Here is a 20789-nt window from a genome sequence, read left to right as displayed (position 1 = left end):
CGATGGGCTACAAGATTGCCGACATCGAACTGTCAAGTCCGCTGGCCCCGATTGAGCTTGCGCCAGAGCACGACGGCGTTGGTCTCATTGCCCGCTGGCAGGGCCGGCTTGTCGGCTTTGAGATGATCGCGCTCGCCTCCGCCGCGATGCTGTCGGCGGAGCGACTGAAATCCATTGCCGATGAACGTTTCGCCGATCGCGTCCTTGTTGAGAAGATGGATCAGGAATTGCTGCGCCGAAGACCGGTTGGGCAATTGCCCCTGCCGAGCCTCTCCATCGCGATATGTACGAAGGACCGCGCCGAACGTCTTTCGAGGTTGCTGGCTTCGCTCGAAAGCATCCGACACAGAACCGCTTTTCCGAGCGTCGAAGTCGTCGTGGTGGACAATGCGTCTGTGGATTCAGCCACACGCGAAGCAGTCGAGCGCTTCGAGGACGTTCGTTACGTGTTCGAACCGAGGCCCGGGCTTGATTTTGCACGAAATGCCGCTCTTCACTCAGCCACGGGCGGCCTGATTGCCTATCTTGACGATGACGTGGTCGTCGACCGCAACTGGCTTGACGGGCTTGCCAAAGCCTGCCGGGACAATCCGGGTGCCGGTGGCTTTACGGGTTTGGTGCTGCCGCTTCGCCTGGACACCGAGGCCCAGATCTTTTTCGAACGAAGGGGGGGATTTGGCCGCGGCTTCAGGCGCAACGAATTCCACAACACCCGTTTCGACAATGCGCTGCACCCGGTAGGGTCTGGTATTCTCGGCGCCGGCTGCAACATGGCTTTCGACCGCACGCTGCTGGTATCGCTGGGCGGTTTCGACGAAGCGCTCGATACCGGAGCACCGCTGCCTGGCGGTGGCGATCTCGACATTTTCTATCGCGTGCTGCGTTCAGGCCGGGCCATGATCTATGAACCGGAGTATGCCGTTTACCACGAGCACCGCGACACGATCGACCAATTGAGACGGCAATATTGGACATGGGGACTTGGTATGATGGCCTTTCTTGTCAAAAGCCGTCGGACCGACGGAGAGCTCAGGGCACGTCACCGTGCCATGGTTTGCTGGTGGTTTTTTGATCGGCTGAAAGCGCTGGCGCGGGCCGGGCGCAAGCTTCAAGGTCGTGATTTTCGTTTCGGAATTGCAGAGTTGTGGGGCGGAATCTACGGCCTTTCAGGCGAATATGATCGCTCACGTGTCCGCGTGCAGAGGATCCGGGAGCAGTACCGGTGAATGGCGACGCCTTCCGTGTCAGGCAAATCGATCTCGGCTCTCCCTATGCGGACGCCGATGCGGGAGATACCCCTTCGCTATCGATCTTCTGGTGGAAGGACTTGCCGCTGGGAATGCGAGCGTCCTTGCCTGACGAATTGCCCTACAGCGAGGCAAGTCTGCGGCAGTTCGCGGCGGAATTTTCGGCAGCACAATTGGCTGCCCGCAGCATCCCACTGGGAGCCCCCTTGCGGGCTACCTATGAAGGATCGCCAAAATCCGCGCTGTCTTTGACCGCGGCGACCGGTGCGGAGGACCTTGTCGACCGCCTCGATGACCTCGCGGCTGCGTCTTCCGCGTCGGCCCAGCACATCTCAGTCGTAATTTGCACGCGCGATCGCGGCCCCGCCCTGGCGGTGTGTCTTCAAAGCATTGCAAGGCAACGCAGCGCCCCTGGCGAGGTCATCGTCGTCGATAACTCCCGCGACGCCAACGCTCGTCCGGTATGTGTCCGATTCCCTGACGTCCGTTACGTTCATGAGCCGCGCCCCGGACTGAGTGTGGCCCGAACCGCCGGCATCCGAGAAAGCCATCAAGACATCATCGCGTTCACAGACGACGATGTCGAGGTCCATCCCGGCTGGACTGCCGAAATCGCGCGTGCCTTCGAAGAACGGGACATCGAGGCACTGACCGGCTTGGTGCTGCCAGCCCGGCTCGATACGATCGCCCAACGCCGTTTCCAGTTCGACATGGGCGGTTTTGGGTCCACCTTCGTGCCGCTTCTCTTCGACCACCGCTTCTTCGAAGAGACCCGGCCAAGCGGAGCGCATGTCTGGAAAATCGGCGCTGGAGCCAACATGGCCTTCCGGCGATCGGCCTTCGATCGGGTAGGCTCGTTCGACGAGCGCCTCGGCGCCGGTGCTGCCGGATGTTCCGAAGATTCGGAGCTATGGTACCGGCTGCTGGCCGCAGGAGGGACTTGCCTGTATGAACCTCGCGCCGTTGTCTTCCATCATCATCGCCGCGACTGGCCGGGCTTCAGGCGGCAAGTAAGAGCCTACATGAAGGGCCACGTCGCAGCTCTTGTCACGCAATATGACAATTTTGGCGATCGCGGAAACATCGATCGCATCGGGAAGCAGCTGCCCGCATATTTCTTGAGAACATTCGTCAAGGCGCTTTTCGAAGGCCCTCCCGGCAGGACCAGTATCCTCGCGGCGGAAGTCGAAGGCTGGCTGGCGGGTCTTCAATTCCTCGTCCGTTTCGGCTGGCGAAAACGGCGAACATCAAATTGGCTGAGGAACAAAACCGATGATCAGCAAGGCACCGCTCGGACAATTTCTGTCCCGGAATCCCTTTCCAAACGCTCTGACGGACGGGCTTTTCTACCGTGAGAAGATGCGCGCAATTCATCGCGTCGCGCCCGCGGCGATCGACGGGCCAGGCCGGATACTGGAAATTGGAGGCGGGCGCAGCGGGATGGCAAGTATCCTCTATCCGAATGCTGAAGTCGTTAACCTCGATCTAGATCCCGAGTTGGGCAACTACCAGCCAGATTGGGCGAGGTCGACCTTCGTCTGCGGCGATGCCTGTGACCTCCCCTTCGCGAATGACCGTTTCGACGTGGCGACGCTCTTCGACGTGCTTGAACACATCGAGGATGACCGTAGTGCCGCACAAGAGGCCTTGAGGGTCGTGCGCCCAGGCGGGTATGTTCTTGTCTCGACGCCACATGCGGAGTGGCATTACCCTTATTTCCGCTTCATGAAGCCCTATTGCCCGCATGAAAGCGAACTGATGCAGGAATGGGGTCACGTCCGGCGCGGCTACCGGGATCCCGAACTCGCAGCGCTCTTCGACAGTGCGCCGGAACGCCGCGCCACATTTATCAACCCGGTGACGGCACTCTTTCACGACATCGCGTTTTCTCGTTTCGGACGCCGTCGCCGCAAGATACTTTACGCTCTAGCGGCGCCGATAACGGCTGTCGGATACGTGCTGCACCAACGCTCAACACGCGGCACGGAGACGGCTTTTTCCTGGCGCAAATGAATTTTTCGGGGCATTTGATGGGCCGCCGCTCTTCCCTCGTCATCGCCCTCTTCCCATGGGGCGACGTCGTGGAGGAATTCCTCGATCCGATAGGATTGCGGCTTAAGGATTTCGTCGAACAGATGACTGGCGGCTGGCTCTTCGGTTACGCCTCCGCTCTGCAATTGGCCGGGCATAGGCCGGTCATCGTGTGCGCTTCCGAGCATGCTTCGCAGGTAGAATGCCACTACCATGCCGGCACGGGCGCGCCGATCTGGATCGTTCCCGGCGCGCGTGCGCGTCAAGGTCACTCCGCAGCGGCTCACAGTCTGCGGCGCTGGTCCGCGACGCCGCTCCCGGCATTCCGGAAGGTGCTCGCCCGGTCGCAATGTGATGCAATTCTCGTTCAGGAATATGAATATACGCGGTTCGATGCGCTTGCCTGGCTGGCAGTCCGTATGCGGATTCCGCTCTATGCAACGTTCCAGGGCGGCGACCGGACGCTCTCCTGGATAGAGGCGATCGCCAGGCAGGCTTCTCTCCGTGCCTGCAGCGGCCTGATCGTCGCATCGGCAGCGGAGCGTGAACGCCTCGCCAAAGCTTACCCGCACATCGCGCTCAACATCGCAAATATCCCCAACCCCATCGATTCCAGCGAGTGGACAGCGATCGAACGTCAGCAGGCGCGGCAAGACCTCGGTCTGGCGAGCGGGAACTTCGTCGTGGTCAACCACGGACGCATCGACGTTCGCCGTAAGGGGCTGGATGTGCTCCTGAACGCATGGTCCCTCTTTTCCGGCGATGCTTCGTCCGAACTGGTCATCATCGGCTCGGGGCAGGACCGAGACGCTTTTGCCAGGCTGCTGAGCGAGGCCGCACTGCCGAATGTGAGATGGCTTTGCGACTATACCACGGACCGGACCTTGATACGGCGTTGGCTTTCGGCGGCGGATGCCTATGTCACAGCGTCTCGCACCGAAGGTATGCCCGTTGCGCCGTTGGAGGCGATGGCCTGCGGCCTTCCGGTCGTTGCCACCGACGCACAGGGCCTACCCGACATCTTGGCAAACGGCGAGGCATCCGGCGGCCTCATTGTTCGAAGGGACGAGCCGGCGGCCATTGCACAGGCGCTGAAGAAAATTTACGACGATCCGATTATGCGAGAGCGCCTCGGACAGGCGGCGCGAAAGCGGATAGAGGGAAATTTTTCGCTCGGCGCGGTTGCTGGCGCTCTTGATCGCTTGCTGACCGCGCGGTAGCCCACATGCGCTATATTTGTTTCAATCGGCTGCGATACCAAGCCAGTGCTGTCTCGACGATCCTGTCGATGCCCGATTGTTCGGGCACCCAACCGAGTTCCCGCTCGGCCTTGCCGGCCGCGGCAACAAGCGCTGGCGGGTCGCCTGGCCTGCGCGGTCCGTAGGCCACCGGAAGCGGTATTCCCGAAGTCCGGCTGACGGCGTCGACCAGTTCGGCCACCGTTGTACCGGCTCCGGTTCCGAGGTTGTAGACGTGGACGCCCTTGTCCCGGAGAAGCTTCTCCCCTGCCAGGACGTGGGCGCGCGCGAGATCGACAACATGGACGTAGTTCCTCACGGCGGTTCCGTCGCGGGTATCGAAATCGGCTCCGTTGATGACGAAGGTGCGGCCTGGCCTCACTGCCGCCTCTATGGCCAGCGGAATGACATGTGTTTCCGGTTCATGCTTTTCGCCGATTTCGCCGTCGGGGTCGCATCCGGCCGCATTGAAATACCGAAGCACGACCGCATTGAGGCCACGAGCAAGCGAGATATCCTCGACCATTCTCTCTATGATGAATTTGGACCAGCCGTAGGGATTGATGGGCGACTGCCGATGCGTTTCGTCTATCGGAGACCGCGTCGGAATCCCAAAAGTTGCGCAGGTGCTCGAAAAGATCAGCTTGTCCAGGCCGGCCTTCAGCATTTCCTCGAGCAGGACCAGGGTACCGAAACTGTTGTTTCGGTAGTAAAGTTCCGGCCGCTCGACTGACTCGCCAACGTAAGCGTAGGCAGCGAAATGCGCCACGGCGTCCGGCCGATACCGGTGCAGGGCGGCCGCCACAGCCGCGGCGTCGGAAATATCCGCCTCGATCAACGGTCCCCATTTCACCGCGTCGCGCCAGCCGCGCGAAAGGTTGTCAAAGGCAACAACCGACCATCCAGATTCCGCGAATGCCTTGCAGCAGTGCGACCCGATATAGCCGGCCCCGCCAGTGACCAGGACCGTCTTCATTCGGCTGCGGCGGGCCGAATGTGCCCAGATGAAACCACGTCCTCGAAATACGCAATGGTCTTGGCAAGGCCAGCACGCAATGCAGTTCTTGGCTTCCATTTGAGTTCGCGGGAAGCATATCGGATATCGGGCTGCCGCTGCTTTGGATCGTCGACGGGTAGAGGCGAAAATCTGATCTTCGATCGGCTTCCGGTAAGTTCGATCACCAGATTTGCGAGCTCGAGCATCGTGAATTCCGCCGGGTTGCCGAGATTGACAGGACCGGTGATGTCGTCGGCAGTCTGCATAAGACGTACCAGACCGTCGATGAGGTCCTCGACGTAGCAGAATGAACGCGTCTGCTGGCCAGTGCCGTAGACCGTTATCGGCTTGTTTTGCAGCGCCTGCACGATGAAATTGGAAACGACACGACCGTCGTCGGGACGCATCCTTGGACCGTAGGTATTGAAAATGCGGGCTACCTTGATCTTCAGCTTGTGCTGTCGCCAATAGTCGAAAAACAGAGTCTCGGCACATCGCTTGCCTTCGTCATAGCAGGAACGAGGGCCAATCGGGTTCACTCTGCCCCAATAGCCTTCCAATTGCGGATGAACTTCAGGGTCGCCGTAGACTTCGGAGGTGGACGCCTGCAGAATCTGTGCGCGAACCCGCTTGGCCAGTCCGAGCATATTGATCGCGCCATGAACGCTGGTCTTGGTCGTCTGGACGGGGTCGGACTGATAGTGGACGGGGCTCGCCGGACAGGCGAGATTGTATATTTCGTCAACCTCTACGTAGAGTGGAAACGTCACGTCATGACGAATAATCTCGAACGATCGGTCATCGAGGAGATGAGAGACGTTTCTGCGGCTTCCTGTGAAGAAGTTATCTGCGCAAACTACCTGATGGCCCTCAGCAAGGAGCCGCTCGCACAAAAATGAGCCCAGGAAACCTGCGCCGCCTGTCACCAGGATTTGTTTCGCCTGCTGCATTTTCAGGGTCTCCGGCTTAATCTTAGACAGGACTAATATATTAAACTGATGCAGGGCCATATGCCACCGGCCTGCTTTCAATTTACGTTACGGGCAAGACATTGTTCTCGATGGACCAGGGGCTGCGATTATCGCTCAAGGGCGGCTGGAGCGTCCGATTTGCACGCCAGGGTAGCCCTTCTGCAATCAAAGCTGGACATCGGGCTTTCCCCTTGGTCGGGCGCCTGCTATTTCGAACGCGTTCACAGAAAGTGCCACGCGTTCGGACAGCTGATTAGCGGATCAAGGTGATGAAGAGCGACACCCTCTCCTACCCCCCACGTGGCCTGTCGCGGGATGAAGCTGCCCGCTACGTCGGCGTAGGCGTAACAAAGTTCGACCAGATGGTCTTGGACGGGCGAATGCCAAAGCCAAAGAAAATCGACACTCGTGTGATCTGGGATCGCCTTAAGCTGGAGGCTGCGTTCGCGGATCTGCCCGGCGACGATGACGACAATATCGTCGACTTTCTCTTGAAAGGGAACCATCGAGGGTAATAGCCTGGTTCTGCCATGGAACAGCGTCTTAAAGACGAATACCCAGGTGTGTCCTCCTATAAGGATCGTCATGGGAAGACGCGCTGGCGCTACCGCGCCAATGGGCGCCTGGTGCCGCTGCCTGCCCCGAACGAGAGAGGTTTCAAGGAAGCCTATCGGGCTGCTGTCGAGGGTCGCAAGACACGAAAAGCGCCGGTTGTCACAATGCCGGGTGCTGCCTTGCCAGGAACGTTCGGAGCAGCCGAAAGGAGATTGAAGGCATCGGTGAAGTGGCTCGCTCTTGACGACAGCACGAGATTCAAGAACAGCCGCCTGGTCGAGGAATTTCTGGCGCTGCGGGTGGTCCCGGACCATCCGCTGACATGGCGCGACGTGCCCGTTAAGAACCTGCGGCGGGTCCACGTCGAAGAGCTTCTGGGACACTTCATCGCGACACCACACAAGGCCAAGCACCTGCTGGTCGCGATACGCAAGCTCGTCTATGTCGCGGTGCGACTGGACTGGATTGAAATCGATCCTACCGCGGCAGTCGAGTGGCGTCCTGCCTACACGGGCTGGAAGGCTTGGCCTCACGAAGCGATGCAGAAATTTGAGCAGCGCTGGCCGCTGGGGACGGCTGCGCGCACTACGGGCTGGCGCTCTGGCTAGGCAATCGTCGCGGCGATGTCGCCGATCTACGGTGGGACCAGAGGGTCACGCGCAAGGTCATGATCGATGGCCAGGAGCGTCATTTCGACGGCTTCGAGATCGTCCAGGCAAAGAACAAGAACAGGACCGGTGGCAAGCGGCTTTTCGTACCGATCACGCCCATGTTGGCCGAGATGCTTGGTGCCGCCGACAAGCGCGGCGAAACCGTCCTGGTGACCGCTTATGGCCAGCCCTTCTCCTCCAAGTCCCTGACCGGGAGCATGGCGCGCTGGTGCAAGCTTGCAGGGCTTACGAAGGGGCTGACGCTGCATGGACTGCGAAAGTCGCTCGGCGTCTATCTCGCCGAGGCCGAGGCCTCGACCAGGCAGTTCATGGAGGTGCTGGGCCACGACGACATCGATCATGCCGAGCTCTATTCACGCGAGGCATCGCAGGTTCGTCTTGCGGTTCAGGGCATGGATCGCGTCGTGCGGCTGGCGACCCGCAGGCCGATTGTTGCCGAACCTTCTGGCGAATCTGCTGGTAAGCCATTGAGAAATTACGATAGTGGTGGACCCGGAGGATGACCACTATCAGTCCGCTTTCGGGACCAATTGGCTGAAGCGGGCCTTCCGAAAACGACCAACATGGAGGCCCGCAGGATGGATCTGCAATCCGCTGACTTAAGCCCCGCAAACTTCTCCAGCTAAGGTTAGAGTGCGTCTGTCAAGGAGACGGGATCAATGTGCGCTCGAAATCCTTGTCGAGCGGCCAGAGCGGGCGTGGTGTGTGGGTATAAGGTCGCCGTTCCGCCCTCGGCGTTGCCAGCGCGCCTGCATCGCAGACGATGACCCTGCCAGCTATCGGCTCGAATGCCGCACGGAAATGCTGCATTGATTTCAGAACCAATACGCGGCGAGCCGTCGGTTCTATCCCGAAAGCGCGCAATTGCTGAAGATCGACGATCTGCTGCGCCTCTGAGACCACCAAGACTTCGATCCCGTCGAGGTCGATGACGGCGGTAGGTCCGAAGCTATGGCTAAGCCCACCCTGTATCGGTCCGTCGCCGACATAGGCGCCATCGGAGAGCATGGCCAAGACGCCAGTCACCGTCAGCGGGCCGCCGCCGAAGTTCGGGTCGCCCTTACCGCCAATCGTGACCGTGACGGCTTCGCCTTGCCTGTGACGATGCAGTTCCGCTGCTGCCTCCGCATCAATCATGGGCGCGAACACCGCGCCCTTCACTCCCGCATCAAGCAAGCCCTTCAACAGCGCGGTTGAGTCGCCGTAGGAGCCGGCGCCGGGATTGTCGGCATAGTCAGCGATGACAAGCGGTTTGTCGCCACCCCAATCGAGCGCCTCGGCGGCGGCTTCATCGACCCCTATGAAGACATTGCGCTTCTTAGTTCGGCCCTGCCAGATCCTGTCTGCAAGTTCCTCTGTCACACGGCTGGCGGTTGCATTGGCGTAAGGGTCGCGGCTGTCAAAGGTCGCTAGCACGGTGGGGCCGACACACGACACGTCTGCCCCCGTGAAGGCTGCATTAACGGAAACAGCGAGCAAGCCCTCAGACTCGGCCTCGCGGCAGCGGTCATAAAGCGCAAGGGTTTCGGGAACATCGGTGCGGCCGGAGTTCGCCTCGTCAAGCATCGGCACGTGCGCCCTGAGGGTGCGAGGCGCGATCTCTCCCCGAATCGTGCGATCCAGAATGCGCGCGGCATGCGCGCCAATCTCGCGCATATCCACATGCGGATAGGTCTTGTAGGAGACGAGTATCTGTGCGTCCCGGACCATGTCTTCCGAGACCATGGCATGAAGGTCAAGTGTTACCGCAATAGGAATTTCCGCCCCCAGTTCCTCCCGCAGCAGGCCAAGCAGATAGCCCTCCCCGTCGTCGCAAAAGTCGGGCACCATCGAGCCGTGCAGGCCGAGCAGCACGCCGTCGAGCCGGCCCCTGCTCGAACGCGCCGCCTCCAGAATGACGCCGGCGATGTGGTCATAGGCTGCTTGAGTTACCCGCCCGCCGGGCACGGCGTGGGCTGACACCGCGTGGACGACGTTCCAGCCGGCAAGCTCGGCGACATCCATGAAGCCGGCGAGTTCGGTGTTGGCGTTTCGCCGCGCGCGGATTGCTTGGTCGCCATAATGCAGTGCATCCACCTTAAACTGCGGCAGGTCGGTGCGGTAGCGCGAAAACGTATTGCTTTCGTGCATGAATTCGGCAGTCAAAACAGTGAACGGCATTGGGCTTCTCTATTGCGCGAGGCGAACGCGGTGGTTTTGGCCGATCTCAACAAGCGCGCTCGGCTCCGGTTGCTCGTCAGGGTTCGGACGGCGCGCAATGTCGGGCGAAAAACGCGCGGCGTCCGGAATGGAGGCAGCGTCGGGTAAAGCGCGCGCGCCGGTCAAGATCGCATCCGGGTCGGGAACAGAGCCGATCAGACGACGCGTATAGGGATGCGTCGGGCGGCTGAAAATCGAATGCCAGTCGCCTTCCTCCACTACGCGGCCGAAATACATCACGGCAACCCGGTCGCTAACGTGTTCGACCACACTCAAGTCGTGGGAAATCATGATGTAACTCAGCCCTAGCCTTTCCTGCAGATCCATCAAGAGGTTGATGATCTGGGCCTGGATGGACACGTCGAGCGCCGACACCGGCTCGTCCAGCACCAAAATCTTGGGGCTGAGCATCAACGCCCGGGCGATACCGATGCGCTGACGCTGCCCGCCCGAGAACTCATGCGGATAACGGTCTGCGTGGTCCGGCGCCAGGCCAACCCGCGTCAACATTTCGGCAACGCGGTGGTTGGCCTCGCTGCCCTTGGCGATACCATGCAGGACGAGCTGCGCGGACAGCATGCGGCCGATGGTCTGGCGCGGGTTCAAAGACGCGTAGGGATCCTGAAACACCATCTGCGCGATGCGGGCTCGATCCTTCCTGTCGGGAGCGCCGGGCCCCGTCAATGATTTTCCCTTGAACAGTATCTCTCCCGAGGTCTGCGCTTGCAGGCCCATAACGGTCAGCGCGGTGGTGGATTTCCCGCAACCGGATTCGCCGACGATGGACAGGCATTCCCCTTCGTTCAGGGTCAGGTTCACTCCTTGCACGGCTCGGAGCGTCCGCTTCGGCCCTAAAGGCGATCGACGCGGCAGCGAAAAGTGAACATTGAGATTGCGGATTTCCAGCAAGGGCGCACTCATGCGGTCGCCTCCTTATAGAGACCGCGCGGCGTCGTCAGCGTTGGCGCGTCCCGCCCGCGTTCCTCGGCGGTCACGACCTCGTCGAGTTCGGTGAGGCGACGACGACCGGCGGGCGTTCTCGAACCCAGACGCGGACGCGCCGCAAGCAGGCCCCTGGTATAGGGGTGCATCGGATTTTCGAACAGTGCCCTGGTGTCCTGTTCCTCAACGAGCCGCCCTTGATCCATGACGCCGACGCGGCGGCACATATTGGCGATCACGCCCAGATCGTGGCTCACCAGCAGCACGGCCGTTCCCTCGGCCCTGCACAGTTCGGCAATTAATTCCAGCACGTCTGCCTGTACGGTTACATCAAGCGCGGTCGTCGGCTCGTCCGCGATTAAAAGGTCGGGACGGCAGGCCAGTGCAATCGCAATCATGACGCGCTGGCGCATCCCCCCGGACAGTTGATGCGGGTAGGATTCAGCGCGCTCCTCGGGCGACGGCACCCGCACGCTCTCCAACGCCTCGACGGCTTTCCTGCGCGCATCCGACCATCCCATGCCGCTGTGAACGACGAACATTTCCGCAATCTGCCGGCCGATCGTCGCCAGCGGGTTGAGTGCCGTCATCGGCTCCTGGAACACCATCGCCATACGGTCACCGCGCAGACGGCGCCTGGCGCGGACGCCGAGCTTCAGAACGTCCTGTCCCCGGAAGAAGATCGAGCCGCCGGTCACGCCCAGCGGGCGCTTCAGCAGACCCATCACCGAGAGGCCGGTGATGCTTTTTCCCGAGCCGGATTCGCCAACTAGGCCAAAGGTTTCCCCCGGCAGGATGTCGAAAGAGACGTCGTGAAGGAGTTCGTGGCGCTTGCCGACACCAATGCACAGGTCGCGCACCGACAGAATCGGATCGGGAAGAATGCCGCTCATGCCTTGCGGGTCCTCATATGGGGATCCAGCATATCGCGTAGCCCGTCGCCGAGCAGATTGAAGCCAAGGACCGTGGCGAAGATCGCCAGACCGGGGAACACCGATGCCCAGGGGGCGGTACGGATCAGGTCGCGCGCGTCCGTGAGCATGTTGCCCCAGCTTGGCTGCGGCGGGCGGATGCCGACGCCGAGGAAGGACAGGGCCGCCTCCGCCAGAACAGCACCGCCGATGCCCAGCGTCGCGATGACGAGGACTGGGCCGAGGATGTTCGGCAATATCTGGGTGCGCATGATGTTAATGTCGCCGAAGCCTGCCGCTCTTGCGGCCTGCACGAAGCCTTGGTTCTTGAGCGACAGGGTGGAACTGCGGGCGATGCGGCAGGTCCATGACCAGTTGGTCAGGCCGAGCGCAATCAAAAGGCTTGGCAGGCCCGGCCCCAGCACCGCCATGATGGCGAGCGCGAATACCAGGGATGGGATCGCCAGCATGACGTTGGTCAACCCGTTCACCAGATCGTCCCACCAGCCGCCGAAATAACCGGCCGAGACGCCGAGCGCGGTGCCGATGAACGAGTTGATCAACTGCGAGACGAGGCCGACTGTCAGCGATACTCTTGCGCCGTAGAGGACGCGGGAAAGGACATCGCGGCCCTGTCCGTCCGTGCCCAACCAATGCGCCCAGCTTGGGGGCATTTCGGAATTCATCAGGTCGGCATCGAATATCGGATCGTAAGGCGCAATCCAGCCGGCGCTGACAGCCGCTATTACTACGAGCAGCGCCAGCACCAGTCCAAGAGCAAAATTGAACCGCAGCTGCATGGATCAAGCCACCTTGATGCGCGGGTCGATGACCGCATAGGCGATATCGACCAGCATATTGATGACCAGGAACCACACCACAATCACGATCACTGTGCCCTGGACCACGGGAATGTCACGTGCCGACACGCTGTCGACCAGAAGCGATCCGACCCCCGGCCAGGAAAACAGCTTCTCGATCACGATCGCCTGCCCCATGAGAGAGCCGATCTGAAGGCCAAGCGTGGTAAGGATCAGGACAAGCACGTTGCGGGTGACGTGAGCGCGCACCAGACGCGGTTCGGACACTCCCTTGGCGCGCGCCGTGCGCACGAAATCGGCGTTCAACACATCGAGAACGCCAGCGCGGGTCGTTCGCGCAAGAAGCGCCATTGGCGACACCCCAAGTGCTATGGCGGGCAATATCACGTAGCGGATGCTGCCTGGCTGGTAGCCGAAGCTCGGCAACAGGCCGAGTTGCAGCGCAAACACGTACATCAGGAGCAAGCCGAGCCAGAATTCGGGAAGCGACAGGCCGGAGACTGCCACCATCATCGTGCCGGTATCCAATGCGCTGCCCGGCTTCAGCGCGGCAAGAAACCCCAGGGGAATGCCGATCACCGCGGCAAAGCTCATTGCCGCCAACGCGAGCTTGATCGAAGGCCAGAGCCGCGGCTCGATCACGGCCCACACCGGCTCGCGGGTCCGGTACGAAATTCCAAGGTCAAAATGCGCCAGCCCCCATAGATAGTCCCAAAGGCGGACAGGCAGCGGCTTGTCCAGGCCGAACTGTGCATTCAGATGCCCCATGACATCCGCGTTCGTGGCGTTACGCCCCTCAGCCATCAAACTTGATAGGAAGCTGCCTGGAACAACGCTGAATATCACGAAGATAATCAGGGCGACCGCCAGCAAGGTCGGGATCATCTGCAGGGTGCGGCGAAAGACGAAGCGCAACATAAGCGGGTTCTGCCTCCAATGGGCGGGCGCCGTGCGGCGGACGGGACCATGCCGGTCCCATCCGCTAGTTCACCCCGCTACTTGCGCGACGCCGGCGCGCTGTCGTCGATCCAGATATCTTCGTAGTCCTGGATGGCCAATTCCATGGCGTTCGGCTTCAAACCGTGGACCCATGGCTGATAGGCCATCACGGCCTTGTTGTAGTTGAAGAACCAGATAGGTGCCTCTTCCTGCAGTAGGTTGTTCGCCTTCTTCAGAAGAGTGTTCTGCTTGGCCTCATCGGTTTCATCGCCTGCCTCGTCAATCAGCTTGTCGAAGTCGGCATTGGAGAACTTGACGTAATTGCAGGCGGTCTGCGGGGTTTTCGAATAGAAGCAGGTCAGGTACTTCAGTGGATCGGGACCTGACGAATTCGACCAGATATAGGATTCGAATTTGTCGGACAGGATTTTGTCGGACAGGACGGAGCTTTCCACGGGGTCTGTCGTGACTTCGACGCCTACTTTCGCCAACATGGGGATGATCGCCTCGACGATCGGCAAGCCCCAGCTTTCATTCGAAGTCGCGGTCACCGAGAACTTTAGGCCGGTTTCGAATCCCGCCTCCTTCAGCAGTTCCTTGGCTTTTTCCGGATCATAAGCATAGGGCTTGGCCTCCTTGTCGAAGGCGGGCGACGACTTCGGCAGCCACGATACCGCGGGATACGCCTTGTTTTTCAGCAACTTCTCGACAATCAGGTCCTTGTTGATCGCATAGTTGATGGCTTGCCGGACGCGTTTGTCCTTGAACGCTTCGATCTTCGTGTTGAAGCCGATATTGCGCGTGTAGACTTCGGCCACTTCAAGGATGTGATCCTTCAGCGCCGGATCCTGTCCATAGGCTTCATATTGCACTGGTCCGAGAACGTTGGCATCAATTTCGCTGTTGCGGAAAGCGACGTCACGAGCCGAGGCTTCCCCCATCAGCATGATGGCAAGCTTGTCGAGGTGCGGCTTGCCCTTCTCATAATAGCCGTCGAACTTCTCGAATTCGACCTTCGAGCCAGGAACGTAGTTGACCAGCTTGAACGGGCCAAGACCGTTTGGCTTCGAGGCGAGCTGATCTTCCGGATAATCCTTGGAGTAGATCGGCGCATAGTTTGACATCAGGTTCCAGCCCGGATCGGCCAGGTTGATGAAGGTGATCTCGACGGTCCTGTCATCGATCTTCTTCAGCCCTGAAACGTGGTCGGCTTTGCCTGCCTGGAATTCGGCAACGCCGGCGATTTGCAGCATTTGCTCGGCACCTGGCAACGCCTTCTTGGGATCGGCCAGACGGTTGTAGGACCAGAGCACATCATCGGCGTCGAGTTTGTCGCCGTTGTGGAAGGTCCCTTCCCTGAGCTTGTAGGTATAGGTTTTGCCATCGGCCGACTTCTTGACCGATTCTGCAAGATCAAGCTCGGGTTTGCCGCTTTCCGGGTTCCATTTGTAGAGCGAGCGATTCATCGCTTTGGCGACGATCTCGTCTTGCGTATGCGGTGTCGCCGTGATGTCGAGCGATGTGATCGAATTTCCATAGGGCGCGACGTACACGAATGTCCCGCCATCCTTGGGGGTTGCGTCCTGCGCCAGCGCGGCGGTCGCCGTCCCGAGCGCAAGCGCTGCTACCAGTCCAAATCGGATCCACATCCTAGTTCCTCCCTGTGTGGTTCGTTACTTGTCTTCCTGTTGGGGTCGGACCGGCCTGGGCGAACAACTCAACCTCTGTCATAGACGATGCGCCCATCCAGGATGGTCATCTCGCAACGCGTTTCCCGCAGGATTTTTTCAGGCGCGGCGCTCAAGAGATCGTTCGAAAACACGGCGATGTCCGCCAGCATTCCGGGCTCCAGCCGGCCTTTGACGCTTTCCGCACTCTGGGAATAGGCGCCATTTTCCGTATAGGCGCGCAAGGCCTGTTCGGGCGTCAGTATCTCGGAAGCGTCCATCACCGTGCCCTTGTACGTCTTGCGCGTCAGCATGGCGTAGAGGTCCGGAAAAGGATTGGGCGAACAGACTGGCGAATCGCTGCCGGTGGACGGCTTCATCCCCAGACGATCCCAGGTCCCGATCGGATAGGAGCCCAACCCGCGCTGCGGCCCGAGAACCGAGACGTAGGCGTCGCCGAAATCGTAGATGAAGGCCTGCTGCGGCGCGGGCAGGACGCCCGCCTTCAACATGCGCTGGTTTAGGGCATCGTCGACATAGCCGCAATGCTCGATGCGGTGGCGGCTCGTGTGTTTCGGATTTGCGGCACGCACAAGCTCATAGGCGCGCACGAGTTGGTCGATGGCGGCATCGCCGATGCCATGGCAGACTAGCGTATAGCCAAGTGCTGCGTAGCGGTCGACCAATTCGAACAACTGGGCGTCGGACAGCATCTGAATCCCGACATTGTCAGGCTGGCCGACATAGGGCTGGCGCATCCAGGCCGTTCGCCCGCCTGCCGAGCCGTCCGTGAATATCTTCACGCCGCCTATGCGGAACATGTCGCTGCCGTGGCCAGTGACAAGCCCCATCGCATGACATGACTCGACGATGGACGAACCGGGATCGCCCAGAAGCGTAGCCCAGACCCGAACCGGCAGCCGGCCGCTGCGCTCGGCCTGCCGATAAGCCTCGATCTCGGTCATGCCATCGACCTGGCCGACAGCCGCATCCATGCAAGACGTGATCCCGAATTGCAAAAGATGGTGGCCGCCCGCTTCGATGGCGTCGATGAGCTGGGCAAGCGGGGGCGTCGGTTGGACGTCATAGACGAGGTTCTGAGCGTTTTCCGCCAGCATTCCGGTCAGTTGCCCGTTCTCGCGCCCGATAAGGCCGCCATCCGGATTGGGCGTTGCGCTGTCGATCCCCGCCTGCGCCAGCGCCAAGGAATTGACGATGGTGACATGGCCGCAGGCGCGCGTGACCGATACAGGATGATCGGGTAAGGCCGCGTCCAGTTCCAGCGCCGTGGGCATCAAGCCGTCCGGATAGCGGGTCTGGTCAAATCCGCGCGCGGTTACCCATTCGCCCTTGGGGGTTGCGGCGGCACGCGCCTGGAGTGCGGCAACCAGCGCGCTGCGGGTCGGCGCGGCATCCGGTGTCGCATCGACCTTGCCGCGCAGAAGGCCCGTCGAGATCAGATGCAGATGCGCGTCGTTCAGGCCGGGCATCGCAAAGCGTCCCCCCAGATCGATTACCTTCGTGTCTGAGCCGACAGACGCTGTGATGCCGGCGTTCGAGCCACTGGCCAATACCTTGTTGCCAAGGATTGAAATCGCCTCTGCGACAGGATTGCCGTAACCTGTCCATATTTTGCCGCTATGCAGAACGAGATCGGCCGTATCTACGGAACTCATATTGGTTGTGTCCCCCCGAAAGGCACTCGCTGCTCCACAACGTCTCCGGTGTGACACTCCAACTGAGGCGTGTCCCTGGCAGTTGTGGTCGCGGAAATTTCACCGAACCACGACAGAATCCGAGATGGCTTCCTCCCGAATGCCGGCTTGCCGCCAGCTTGTTCGTATCAGGGTGCGGCCTCTGCCGGTCCGTGGCCAATTCGGTTTTTGCAACGTCTCATGCAAGATTTGCATAGCTCGCGAATGAATGAAATACATTGGCGATTCCGGGCAAATACCGGCCAATCCGGCGTCTGCCGCAAACAAGGGGGGGCTGGTGGAAATCAAATGGCTGGAGGATTTCGTAACGCTTGCCGAGACGTCGAGCTTTTCGCGCGCGGCCGAAACCCGTAATGTCACCCAACCGGCCTTCAGTCGACGCATCAAACAGCTTGAAACGTGGATCGGAGCACCGCTCATCAGCCGCGCAACCATGCCGGCCGAACTGACACCGGCCGGGCGCAATTTTCTTCCCATGGCGCAGGATGCGATTAGGATGTTCTATTCGGTGCGCGAGTCGCTGCGCCCGCCCGCTGAACAGGGATTGGTACGCTTTGCCGCCCTCCACACATTGACCATCACGTTCTTTCCTGACTGGCTGCGAGAACTGCAGCGCAATACCCGTAAGTTCGGCACGTCCTTTATTGCCGACAGGGGGGGCATCGAAGCAAATCTGGCTGCGCTGACCGATGATGAAACTGACTTCTTTCTCACATACTCACACCGCGAAGTGCCGTTTCATCTCGACCGCGACAGGTTCGCATTCTTGACCATCGGTGCGGACCGGCTGATCCCCGTCGCTGCGTCGGAACTGCGCATCGACAAGTCGGTACTGCAAGCTGAAGGTATTCTGGACGAACCCGACACGGCGAAGCTGTTGCTGCCCTATCTGGGCTACGGTCATAGCTCTTTTTTTGGCGTCGCACTTGGAAGGCTGTTTGCGAAACACTCCCCCTTCCGACGTCGGACGGTCCACGAGAGCACCATCAGCGCAGGCCTCAAGGAATTGACGCTAGCTGGCGCAGGCATCTGCTGGCTGCCGGAAAGTCTCGTCGAAAAAGACATTTCCAGTGGCGGTCTCGTCGCCTGTTCAAGCAACCCCACCTGGACGCTCGATCTTGAGGTCCGGCTATATCGCAGTTTGGACAAAACGCGAAGCGCCACGGTGGAAGCGATCTGGCAATCTTCCAAGTCGCTGGCCTCCAAGTCGCTGGCCAGGAAAAATTAGAGACTTAACTCATCAGGAAGCGATAGGCGCGCAGCACCTCGAGTAGACGTCCGATGCAAAGACGACGCACGCTGACCGTCCTGGCGCGCGCCATACCGCGATCGGTACGGCCATTTCACCTCAGGCCGATTCAAGCAGTCTTAAGCCGCGCCTTGGCTAGACACTAGCCCTTGGACCCCGTCATTCGGATCCTAGGCGCTCCAGTCCTCTGTGTCCGCCTGTCCCCGATACCGTTAGCTTTCTACCGCCGTGAAAGGCGTTGCTGACGGTCTGCGGGCCTGGGGCACCGAAGGTGACGCGGACGGCGGGCCGTTCCTGTCCGCGTGGGCATCGGCTAGATAGTGCGCTTTGCAAGTGCAGCTGCAATCGGGCCAACTTCTGCAACAACCTCCACCATTGGGATGTCAGCCTCGCTTGCCAAACGGGTAAGGCTGAATACATGGGTTCCAATCCCAAGCCCTTTAAGATCCGGATGGTTGAGGGTGTTGACGACATAGCTGTTGAACAGTTCGCGGGCGCGCACCGACATGAGCGGTCTCCGTGCTTTCGGCTAAGCATACAGGAGGCGGGGCCGCCATGGGAATGCATACTGCATCCCGTCAATTTCAAACGGCTACGCCAGCCGAAGGCGAGTAGTGCTTCAACACAATCGCTCACCGCCTATACTTTGCCCGGCATGGACACGCTTCGATGACATCGCGGCGCCTTGAAAGTCCCTCAGAGGCCAGCGGGGCGCTACGGCGCGTTTGCCGCGAAGATGGCAGCACGAGCTTTGTTCTTCGGCTTCGACATAGGTGTGGGAAACGCCATGGCTCACGCTATAGCGGGTTGATTTCAACCCGGCGCCGCTAGTATTTGCACGAATGCTAATATTAGGCCATGATCCCTTCTGCCGGGAGGAACTCCGGCATGGCCCGGTTGCCGGCCCCCAAGCCAAGCACACCCCCGGCAACTGGGCCGCCCATCTGTTAGTAACAGCTTGAGTAGCCACCCGCTGCGCGGAATGGTATGTCGAAGGGCAGCATCAAGGTTGGCGATGAGATCGCCACTACCGCGACCCTGCGCAGGCGGGTGACTGAGCATCGGGTGAGCGTCTTGATCCCATCGTCCAACCAGCCACATTCCATCGCGGATCGAACATCGAAGGTCGCCGAGGCAAGCCGACCGAGCTGATAGGCTAGCTTCGCCACGTCGATGACGACAGGGTGACCTCTCGCCGGATGCGGTGCGGCTGGAAGCCAAGTATGTGCCGCCGAATCGTAAGACGCCGCTGGCCGACAAGCAGACGTGAACATTTATAGCAAATGGATGGCAGCCTCGCCGTGAGCGGCTGGCCTGATGTTGCGGAATGGCTGAATTTTTTCTCCGAACGTTTCGTCCATTAGAAAGGAGGCATATATTATCAGCCAGCCGGCGGCCCGTCCCCCGCCCCCGCCGGTTAGGCCCGGCACGTTCCTGGTCCCCGCCAAAGATGCCGGGCCGCTTTGCTGCCCATACCGTGAAGCCGGGTCCAGCGCTCCGCTGTGCGCGTTGAAAACGGAATACGCCGCGCTCAAAATCGAGAACGGAAATGGGACAAGTTTGAATTTTTCGTGGCTCAGACCTCCTCTTCGAGCGGCTTGTGGCGTTTGCCGACCTAGGCCCGGTTTGTTGCCGGCCTCGAGTTCCCGCCGCACAGAGTAACCGTTCCTCGCTCCTGTCGAAGACGATTATTCAGCGAGGAATGAAGGCTTTGCTTTAGACCCCCCCCTGCCGTGACAGGGCAGAGGGATGGCGCGTCGAAAGTTGCACCCTCATCGAGTGGCATGCGTATGCGACATCAGGCGTGACGGCGTGGCCCTTTTCCTTCGGATCCCAGTGGGAAAGGCCTGTTTGGATGCCTACTTCCCCTTCGCGCCGTCCTTGCGTGCTATGACAAGCTTCGGCATGTGGGCTTCAAGGATGATGCTGAGCGCTTCGTCTCTGGTGATGCCGACCTTGCGGGCGTAGTACTCAGCTTCTCGTGCCCGCTCGCGATTGAGCGGGCGTTCGTCCGCATGCTTCACCCTCTGCTTGGGTTTCTGCTTCACCTTCTTTCCCATGAGGCGAACCATAGCACAACAGGCACCCCGGCTTAACCCGGCGGCCGGCATGGGGCCCCTCCAACGGAAACAACACCTAGCGCTTGTCTCTGTCGGGTGCTCGGCTCGTCTTTTCGATGATGCCAGCCCGGCCGGTCACCATGATGGCTGTGCCGTAACTGTCAGCGAGCCCAACTCTTCGAGGTGGTGAACGCCGCCAGACAGGCCGGGCGATCAGCCCCTCAGCCCCGAACCTACTCCTGAGTACGTTCCGGTGGCTGACGCCTGCTTCCTGACGACCCGATCCAATTGGGCAGCTTCGACGCGCTACAGCCGGTGAACTCTATACACATCAGAGCGAGAGCGCAGGAACACTTTGCCGCCTTCGAACCAATCCTGAGACGTTGCATTCGCATCCGTGCAGGAACACATCCGGGACGCCGGAGTTCGGGACGATCGACATAGTCACGTGCAGTGCAGATTCAAAAATGGAATGCCCAAAGCTACGAGCCAACGCGAGGCGCTGATATGCCGTGGACCAGTGATGACGGGCGCAACGACCAGGCCACGGCGGCGGCGGCGCTTATTGTGGACGAG

Annotated in this window: 18 protein-coding genes and 1 pseudogene; 8 read left to right on the top strand and 11 right to left on the bottom strand. The window is 60.4% G+C overall.

What is annotated here, in order from left to right; genetic code table 11:
* Window positions 1-2: 2 nt before the first annotated feature.
* Genes FJ543_RS22405 through FJ543_RS22390 form a run of 4 tightly spaced genes read left to right on the top strand, consistent with a single transcriptional unit; the run spans window position 3 to window position 4498 of the window.
* Window positions 3-1226 carry a glycosyltransferase gene (locus FJ543_RS22405; RefSeq protein ID WP_140877219.1) on the top strand — a complete coding sequence of 408 codons (1224 nt, stop codon included), beginning with the start codon at window positions 3-5 and terminating at the stop codon, window positions 1224-1226.
* A complete protein-coding gene (locus tag FJ543_RS22400; RefSeq protein WP_140877217.1) occupies window positions 1223-2602 on the top strand; it encodes a glycosyltransferase in 1380 nt (459 codons plus the stop codon). Before FJ543_RS22405 ends, FJ543_RS22400 begins: the two co-directional genes overlap by 4 nt.
* A complete protein-coding gene (locus tag FJ543_RS22395) occupies window positions 2520-3260 on the top strand; it encodes a class I SAM-dependent methyltransferase (RefSeq protein ID WP_140877215.1) in 741 nt (246 codons plus the stop codon). Before FJ543_RS22400 ends, FJ543_RS22395 begins: the two co-directional genes overlap by 83 nt.
* Window positions 3257-4498 (top strand): glycosyltransferase family 4 protein, encoded by a 1242-nt coding sequence (locus FJ543_RS22390; RefSeq protein ID WP_224682204.1) that lies wholly within the window; start codon window positions 3257-3259, stop codon window positions 4496-4498. Before FJ543_RS22395 ends, FJ543_RS22390 begins: the two co-directional genes overlap by 4 nt.
* A 10-nt stretch (window positions 4499-4508) precedes the next feature.
* Here the strand turns inward: FJ543_RS22390 and galE are convergent, their stop codons facing one another.
* Together galE and FJ543_RS22380 are read right to left on the bottom strand one after the other, a co-directional pair.
* Entirely contained in the window at window positions 4509-5492 is a 984-nt protein-coding gene (gene galE, locus FJ543_RS22385) for a UDP-glucose 4-epimerase GalE (RefSeq protein WP_140877213.1), read from the bottom strand.
* On the bottom strand, window positions 5489-6463 hold the full coding sequence (locus FJ543_RS22380; RefSeq protein WP_140877211.1) for a UDP-glucuronic acid decarboxylase family protein: 975 nt from the start codon (window positions 6461-6463) through the stop codon (window positions 5489-5491). The genes galE and FJ543_RS22380 overlap by 4 nt, the downstream gene beginning before the upstream one ends.
* 290 nt (window positions 6464-6753) lie before the next feature.
* Between FJ543_RS22380 and FJ543_RS22375 the strand changes: the two genes are divergently transcribed.
* The 3 genes and pseudogenes from FJ543_RS22375 to FJ543_RS22365 form a co-directional block, all read left to right on the top strand.
* Complete coding sequence (locus FJ543_RS22375) at window positions 6754-6999, top strand: hypothetical protein (RefSeq protein WP_140663761.1); 246 nt, start codon at window positions 6754-6756, stop codon at window positions 6997-6999.
* A 15-nt stretch (window positions 7000-7014) separates the two neighbouring features.
* Window positions 7015-7647: a hypothetical protein gene (locus FJ543_RS22370; RefSeq protein WP_140877209.1), complete on the top strand. Its 633-nt coding sequence runs from the start codon at window positions 7015-7017 to the stop codon at window positions 7645-7647.
* A pseudogene (locus FJ543_RS22365) lies at window positions 7632-8123 on the top strand (tyrosine-type recombinase/integrase); the annotation flags it as partial. The gene FJ543_RS22370 and the pseudogene FJ543_RS22365, both read left to right, overlap by 16 nt.
* 229 nt (window positions 8124-8352) lie before the next feature.
* Here the strand turns inward: FJ543_RS22365 and FJ543_RS22360 are convergent.
* From FJ543_RS22360 to FJ543_RS22330, 7 genes are all read right to left on the bottom strand, one after another.
* On the bottom strand, window positions 8353-9870 hold the full coding sequence (locus FJ543_RS22360; protein ID WP_140877207.1) for a M81 family metallopeptidase: 1518 nt from the start codon (window positions 9868-9870) through the stop codon (window positions 8353-8355).
* Window positions 9871-9879: 9 nt separating this feature from the next.
* Complete coding sequence (locus FJ543_RS22355; protein ID WP_140877205.1) at window positions 9880-10830, bottom strand: ATP-binding cassette domain-containing protein; 951 nt, start codon at window positions 10828-10830, stop codon at window positions 9880-9882.
* Window positions 10827-11744, bottom strand: coding sequence for an ABC transporter ATP-binding protein (locus FJ543_RS22350; protein WP_140877203.1), 918 nt, complete (start codon window positions 11742-11744; stop codon window positions 10827-10829). Before FJ543_RS22350 ends, FJ543_RS22355 begins: the two co-directional genes overlap by 4 nt.
* A complete protein-coding gene (locus FJ543_RS22345; RefSeq protein WP_140877201.1) occupies window positions 11741-12562 on the bottom strand; it encodes an ABC transporter permease in 822 nt (273 codons plus the stop codon). Before FJ543_RS22345 ends, FJ543_RS22350 begins: the two co-directional genes overlap by 4 nt.
* A 3-nt stretch (window positions 12563-12565) precedes the next feature.
* Entirely contained in the window at window positions 12566-13501 is a 936-nt protein-coding gene (locus FJ543_RS22340; RefSeq protein ID WP_140877199.1) for an ABC transporter permease, read from the bottom strand.
* Window positions 13502-13578: 77 nt separating this feature from the next.
* Window positions 13579-15171 carry an ABC transporter substrate-binding protein gene (locus tag FJ543_RS22335; protein WP_140877197.1) on the bottom strand — a complete coding sequence of 531 codons (1593 nt, stop codon included), beginning with the start codon at window positions 15169-15171 and terminating at the stop codon, window positions 13579-13581.
* A 68-nt stretch (window positions 15172-15239) separates the two neighbouring features.
* Entirely contained in the window at window positions 15240-16865 is a 1626-nt protein-coding gene (locus tag FJ543_RS22330; RefSeq protein WP_140877195.1) for an amidohydrolase, read from the bottom strand.
* A gap of 316 nt (window positions 16866-17181) precedes the next feature.
* On the opposite strand from FJ543_RS22330, the gene FJ543_RS22325 reads away from it, so the two are divergent.
* A complete protein-coding gene (locus FJ543_RS22325) occupies window positions 17182-18132 on the top strand; it encodes a LysR family transcriptional regulator (protein WP_140877698.1) in 951 nt (316 codons plus the stop codon).
* Between the two features lie 334 nt (window positions 18133-18466).
* On the opposite strand, the gene FJ543_RS22320 is transcribed toward FJ543_RS22325, so the two are convergent.
* Complete coding sequence (locus FJ543_RS22320) at window positions 18467-18661, bottom strand: hypothetical protein (protein WP_140877192.1); 195 nt, start codon at window positions 18659-18661, stop codon at window positions 18467-18469.
* 1351 nt (window positions 18662-20012) lie between these two features.
* Window positions 20013-20213, bottom strand: a complete 201-nt coding sequence (locus FJ543_RS22310; RefSeq protein WP_140877190.1) for a hypothetical protein — start codon at window positions 20211-20213, stop codon at window positions 20013-20015.
* Between the last annotated feature and the right edge of the window lie 576 nt (window positions 20214-20789).

Origin of the sequence: Mesorhizobium sp. B2-5-7, from assembly GCF_006440875.1 — a bacterium.
Classification (GTDB): Bacteria; Pseudomonadota; Alphaproteobacteria; order Rhizobiales; family Rhizobiaceae; genus Mesorhizobium; species Mesorhizobium australicum.
This window is presented reverse-complemented; position numbering and strand designations above follow the sequence as displayed.

Bases quoted from the DNA above. Each gene is read 5' to 3' on its own strand.
- FJ543_RS22405 (WP_140877219.1), top strand. From the start codon at position 3: ATGGGCTACAAGATTGCCGACATCGAACTGTCAAGTCCGCTGGCCCCG.
- FJ543_RS22395 (WP_140877215.1), top strand. From the start codon at position 2,520: ATGATCAGCAAGGCACCGCTCGGACAATTTCTGTCCCGGAATCCCTTT.
- FJ543_RS22390 (WP_224682204.1), top strand. From the start codon at position 3,257: ATGAATTTTTCGGGGCATTTGATGGGCCGCCGCTCTTCCCTCGTCATC.
- galE (WP_140877213.1), bottom strand. From the start codon at position 5,492: ATGAAGACGGTCCTGGTCACTGGCGGGGCCGGCTATATCGGGTCGCAC.
- FJ543_RS22380 (WP_140877211.1), bottom strand. From the start codon at position 6,463: ATGCAGCAGGCGAAACAAATCCTGGTGACAGGCGGCGCAGGTTTCCTG.
- FJ543_RS22375 (WP_140663761.1), top strand. From the start codon at position 6,754: ATGAAGAGCGACACCCTCTCCTACCCCCCACGTGGCCTGTCGCGGGAT.
- FJ543_RS22370 (WP_140877209.1), top strand. From the start codon at position 7,015: ATGGAACAGCGTCTTAAAGACGAATACCCAGGTGTGTCCTCCTATAAG.
- FJ543_RS22360 (WP_140877207.1), bottom strand. From the start codon at position 9,870: ATGCCGTTCACTGTTTTGACTGCCGAATTCATGCACGAAAGCAATACG.
- FJ543_RS22355 (WP_140877205.1), bottom strand. From the start codon at position 10,830: ATGAGTGCGCCCTTGCTGGAAATCCGCAATCTCAATGTTCACTTTTCG.
- FJ543_RS22350 (WP_140877203.1), bottom strand. From the start codon at position 11,744: ATGAGCGGCATTCTTCCCGATCCGATTCTGTCGGTGCGCGACCTGTGC.
- FJ543_RS22345 (WP_140877201.1), bottom strand. From the start codon at position 12,562: ATGCAGCTGCGGTTCAATTTTGCTCTTGGACTGGTGCTGGCGCTGCTC.
- FJ543_RS22340 (WP_140877199.1), bottom strand. From the start codon at position 13,501: ATGTTGCGCTTCGTCTTTCGCCGCACCCTGCAGATGATCCCGACCTTG.
- FJ543_RS22335 (WP_140877197.1), bottom strand. From the start codon at position 15,171: ATGTGGATCCGATTTGGACTGGTAGCAGCGCTTGCGCTCGGGACGGCG.
- FJ543_RS22330 (WP_140877195.1), bottom strand. From the start codon at position 16,865: ATGAGTTCCGTAGATACGGCCGATCTCGTTCTGCATAGCGGCAAAATA.
- FJ543_RS22320 (WP_140877192.1), bottom strand. From the start codon at position 18,661: ATGTCGGTGCGCGCCCGCGAACTGTTCAACAGCTATGTCGTCAACACC.
- FJ543_RS22310 (WP_140877190.1), bottom strand. From the start codon at position 20,213: ATGGGAAAGAAGGTGAAGCAGAAACCCAAGCAGAGGGTGAAGCATGCG.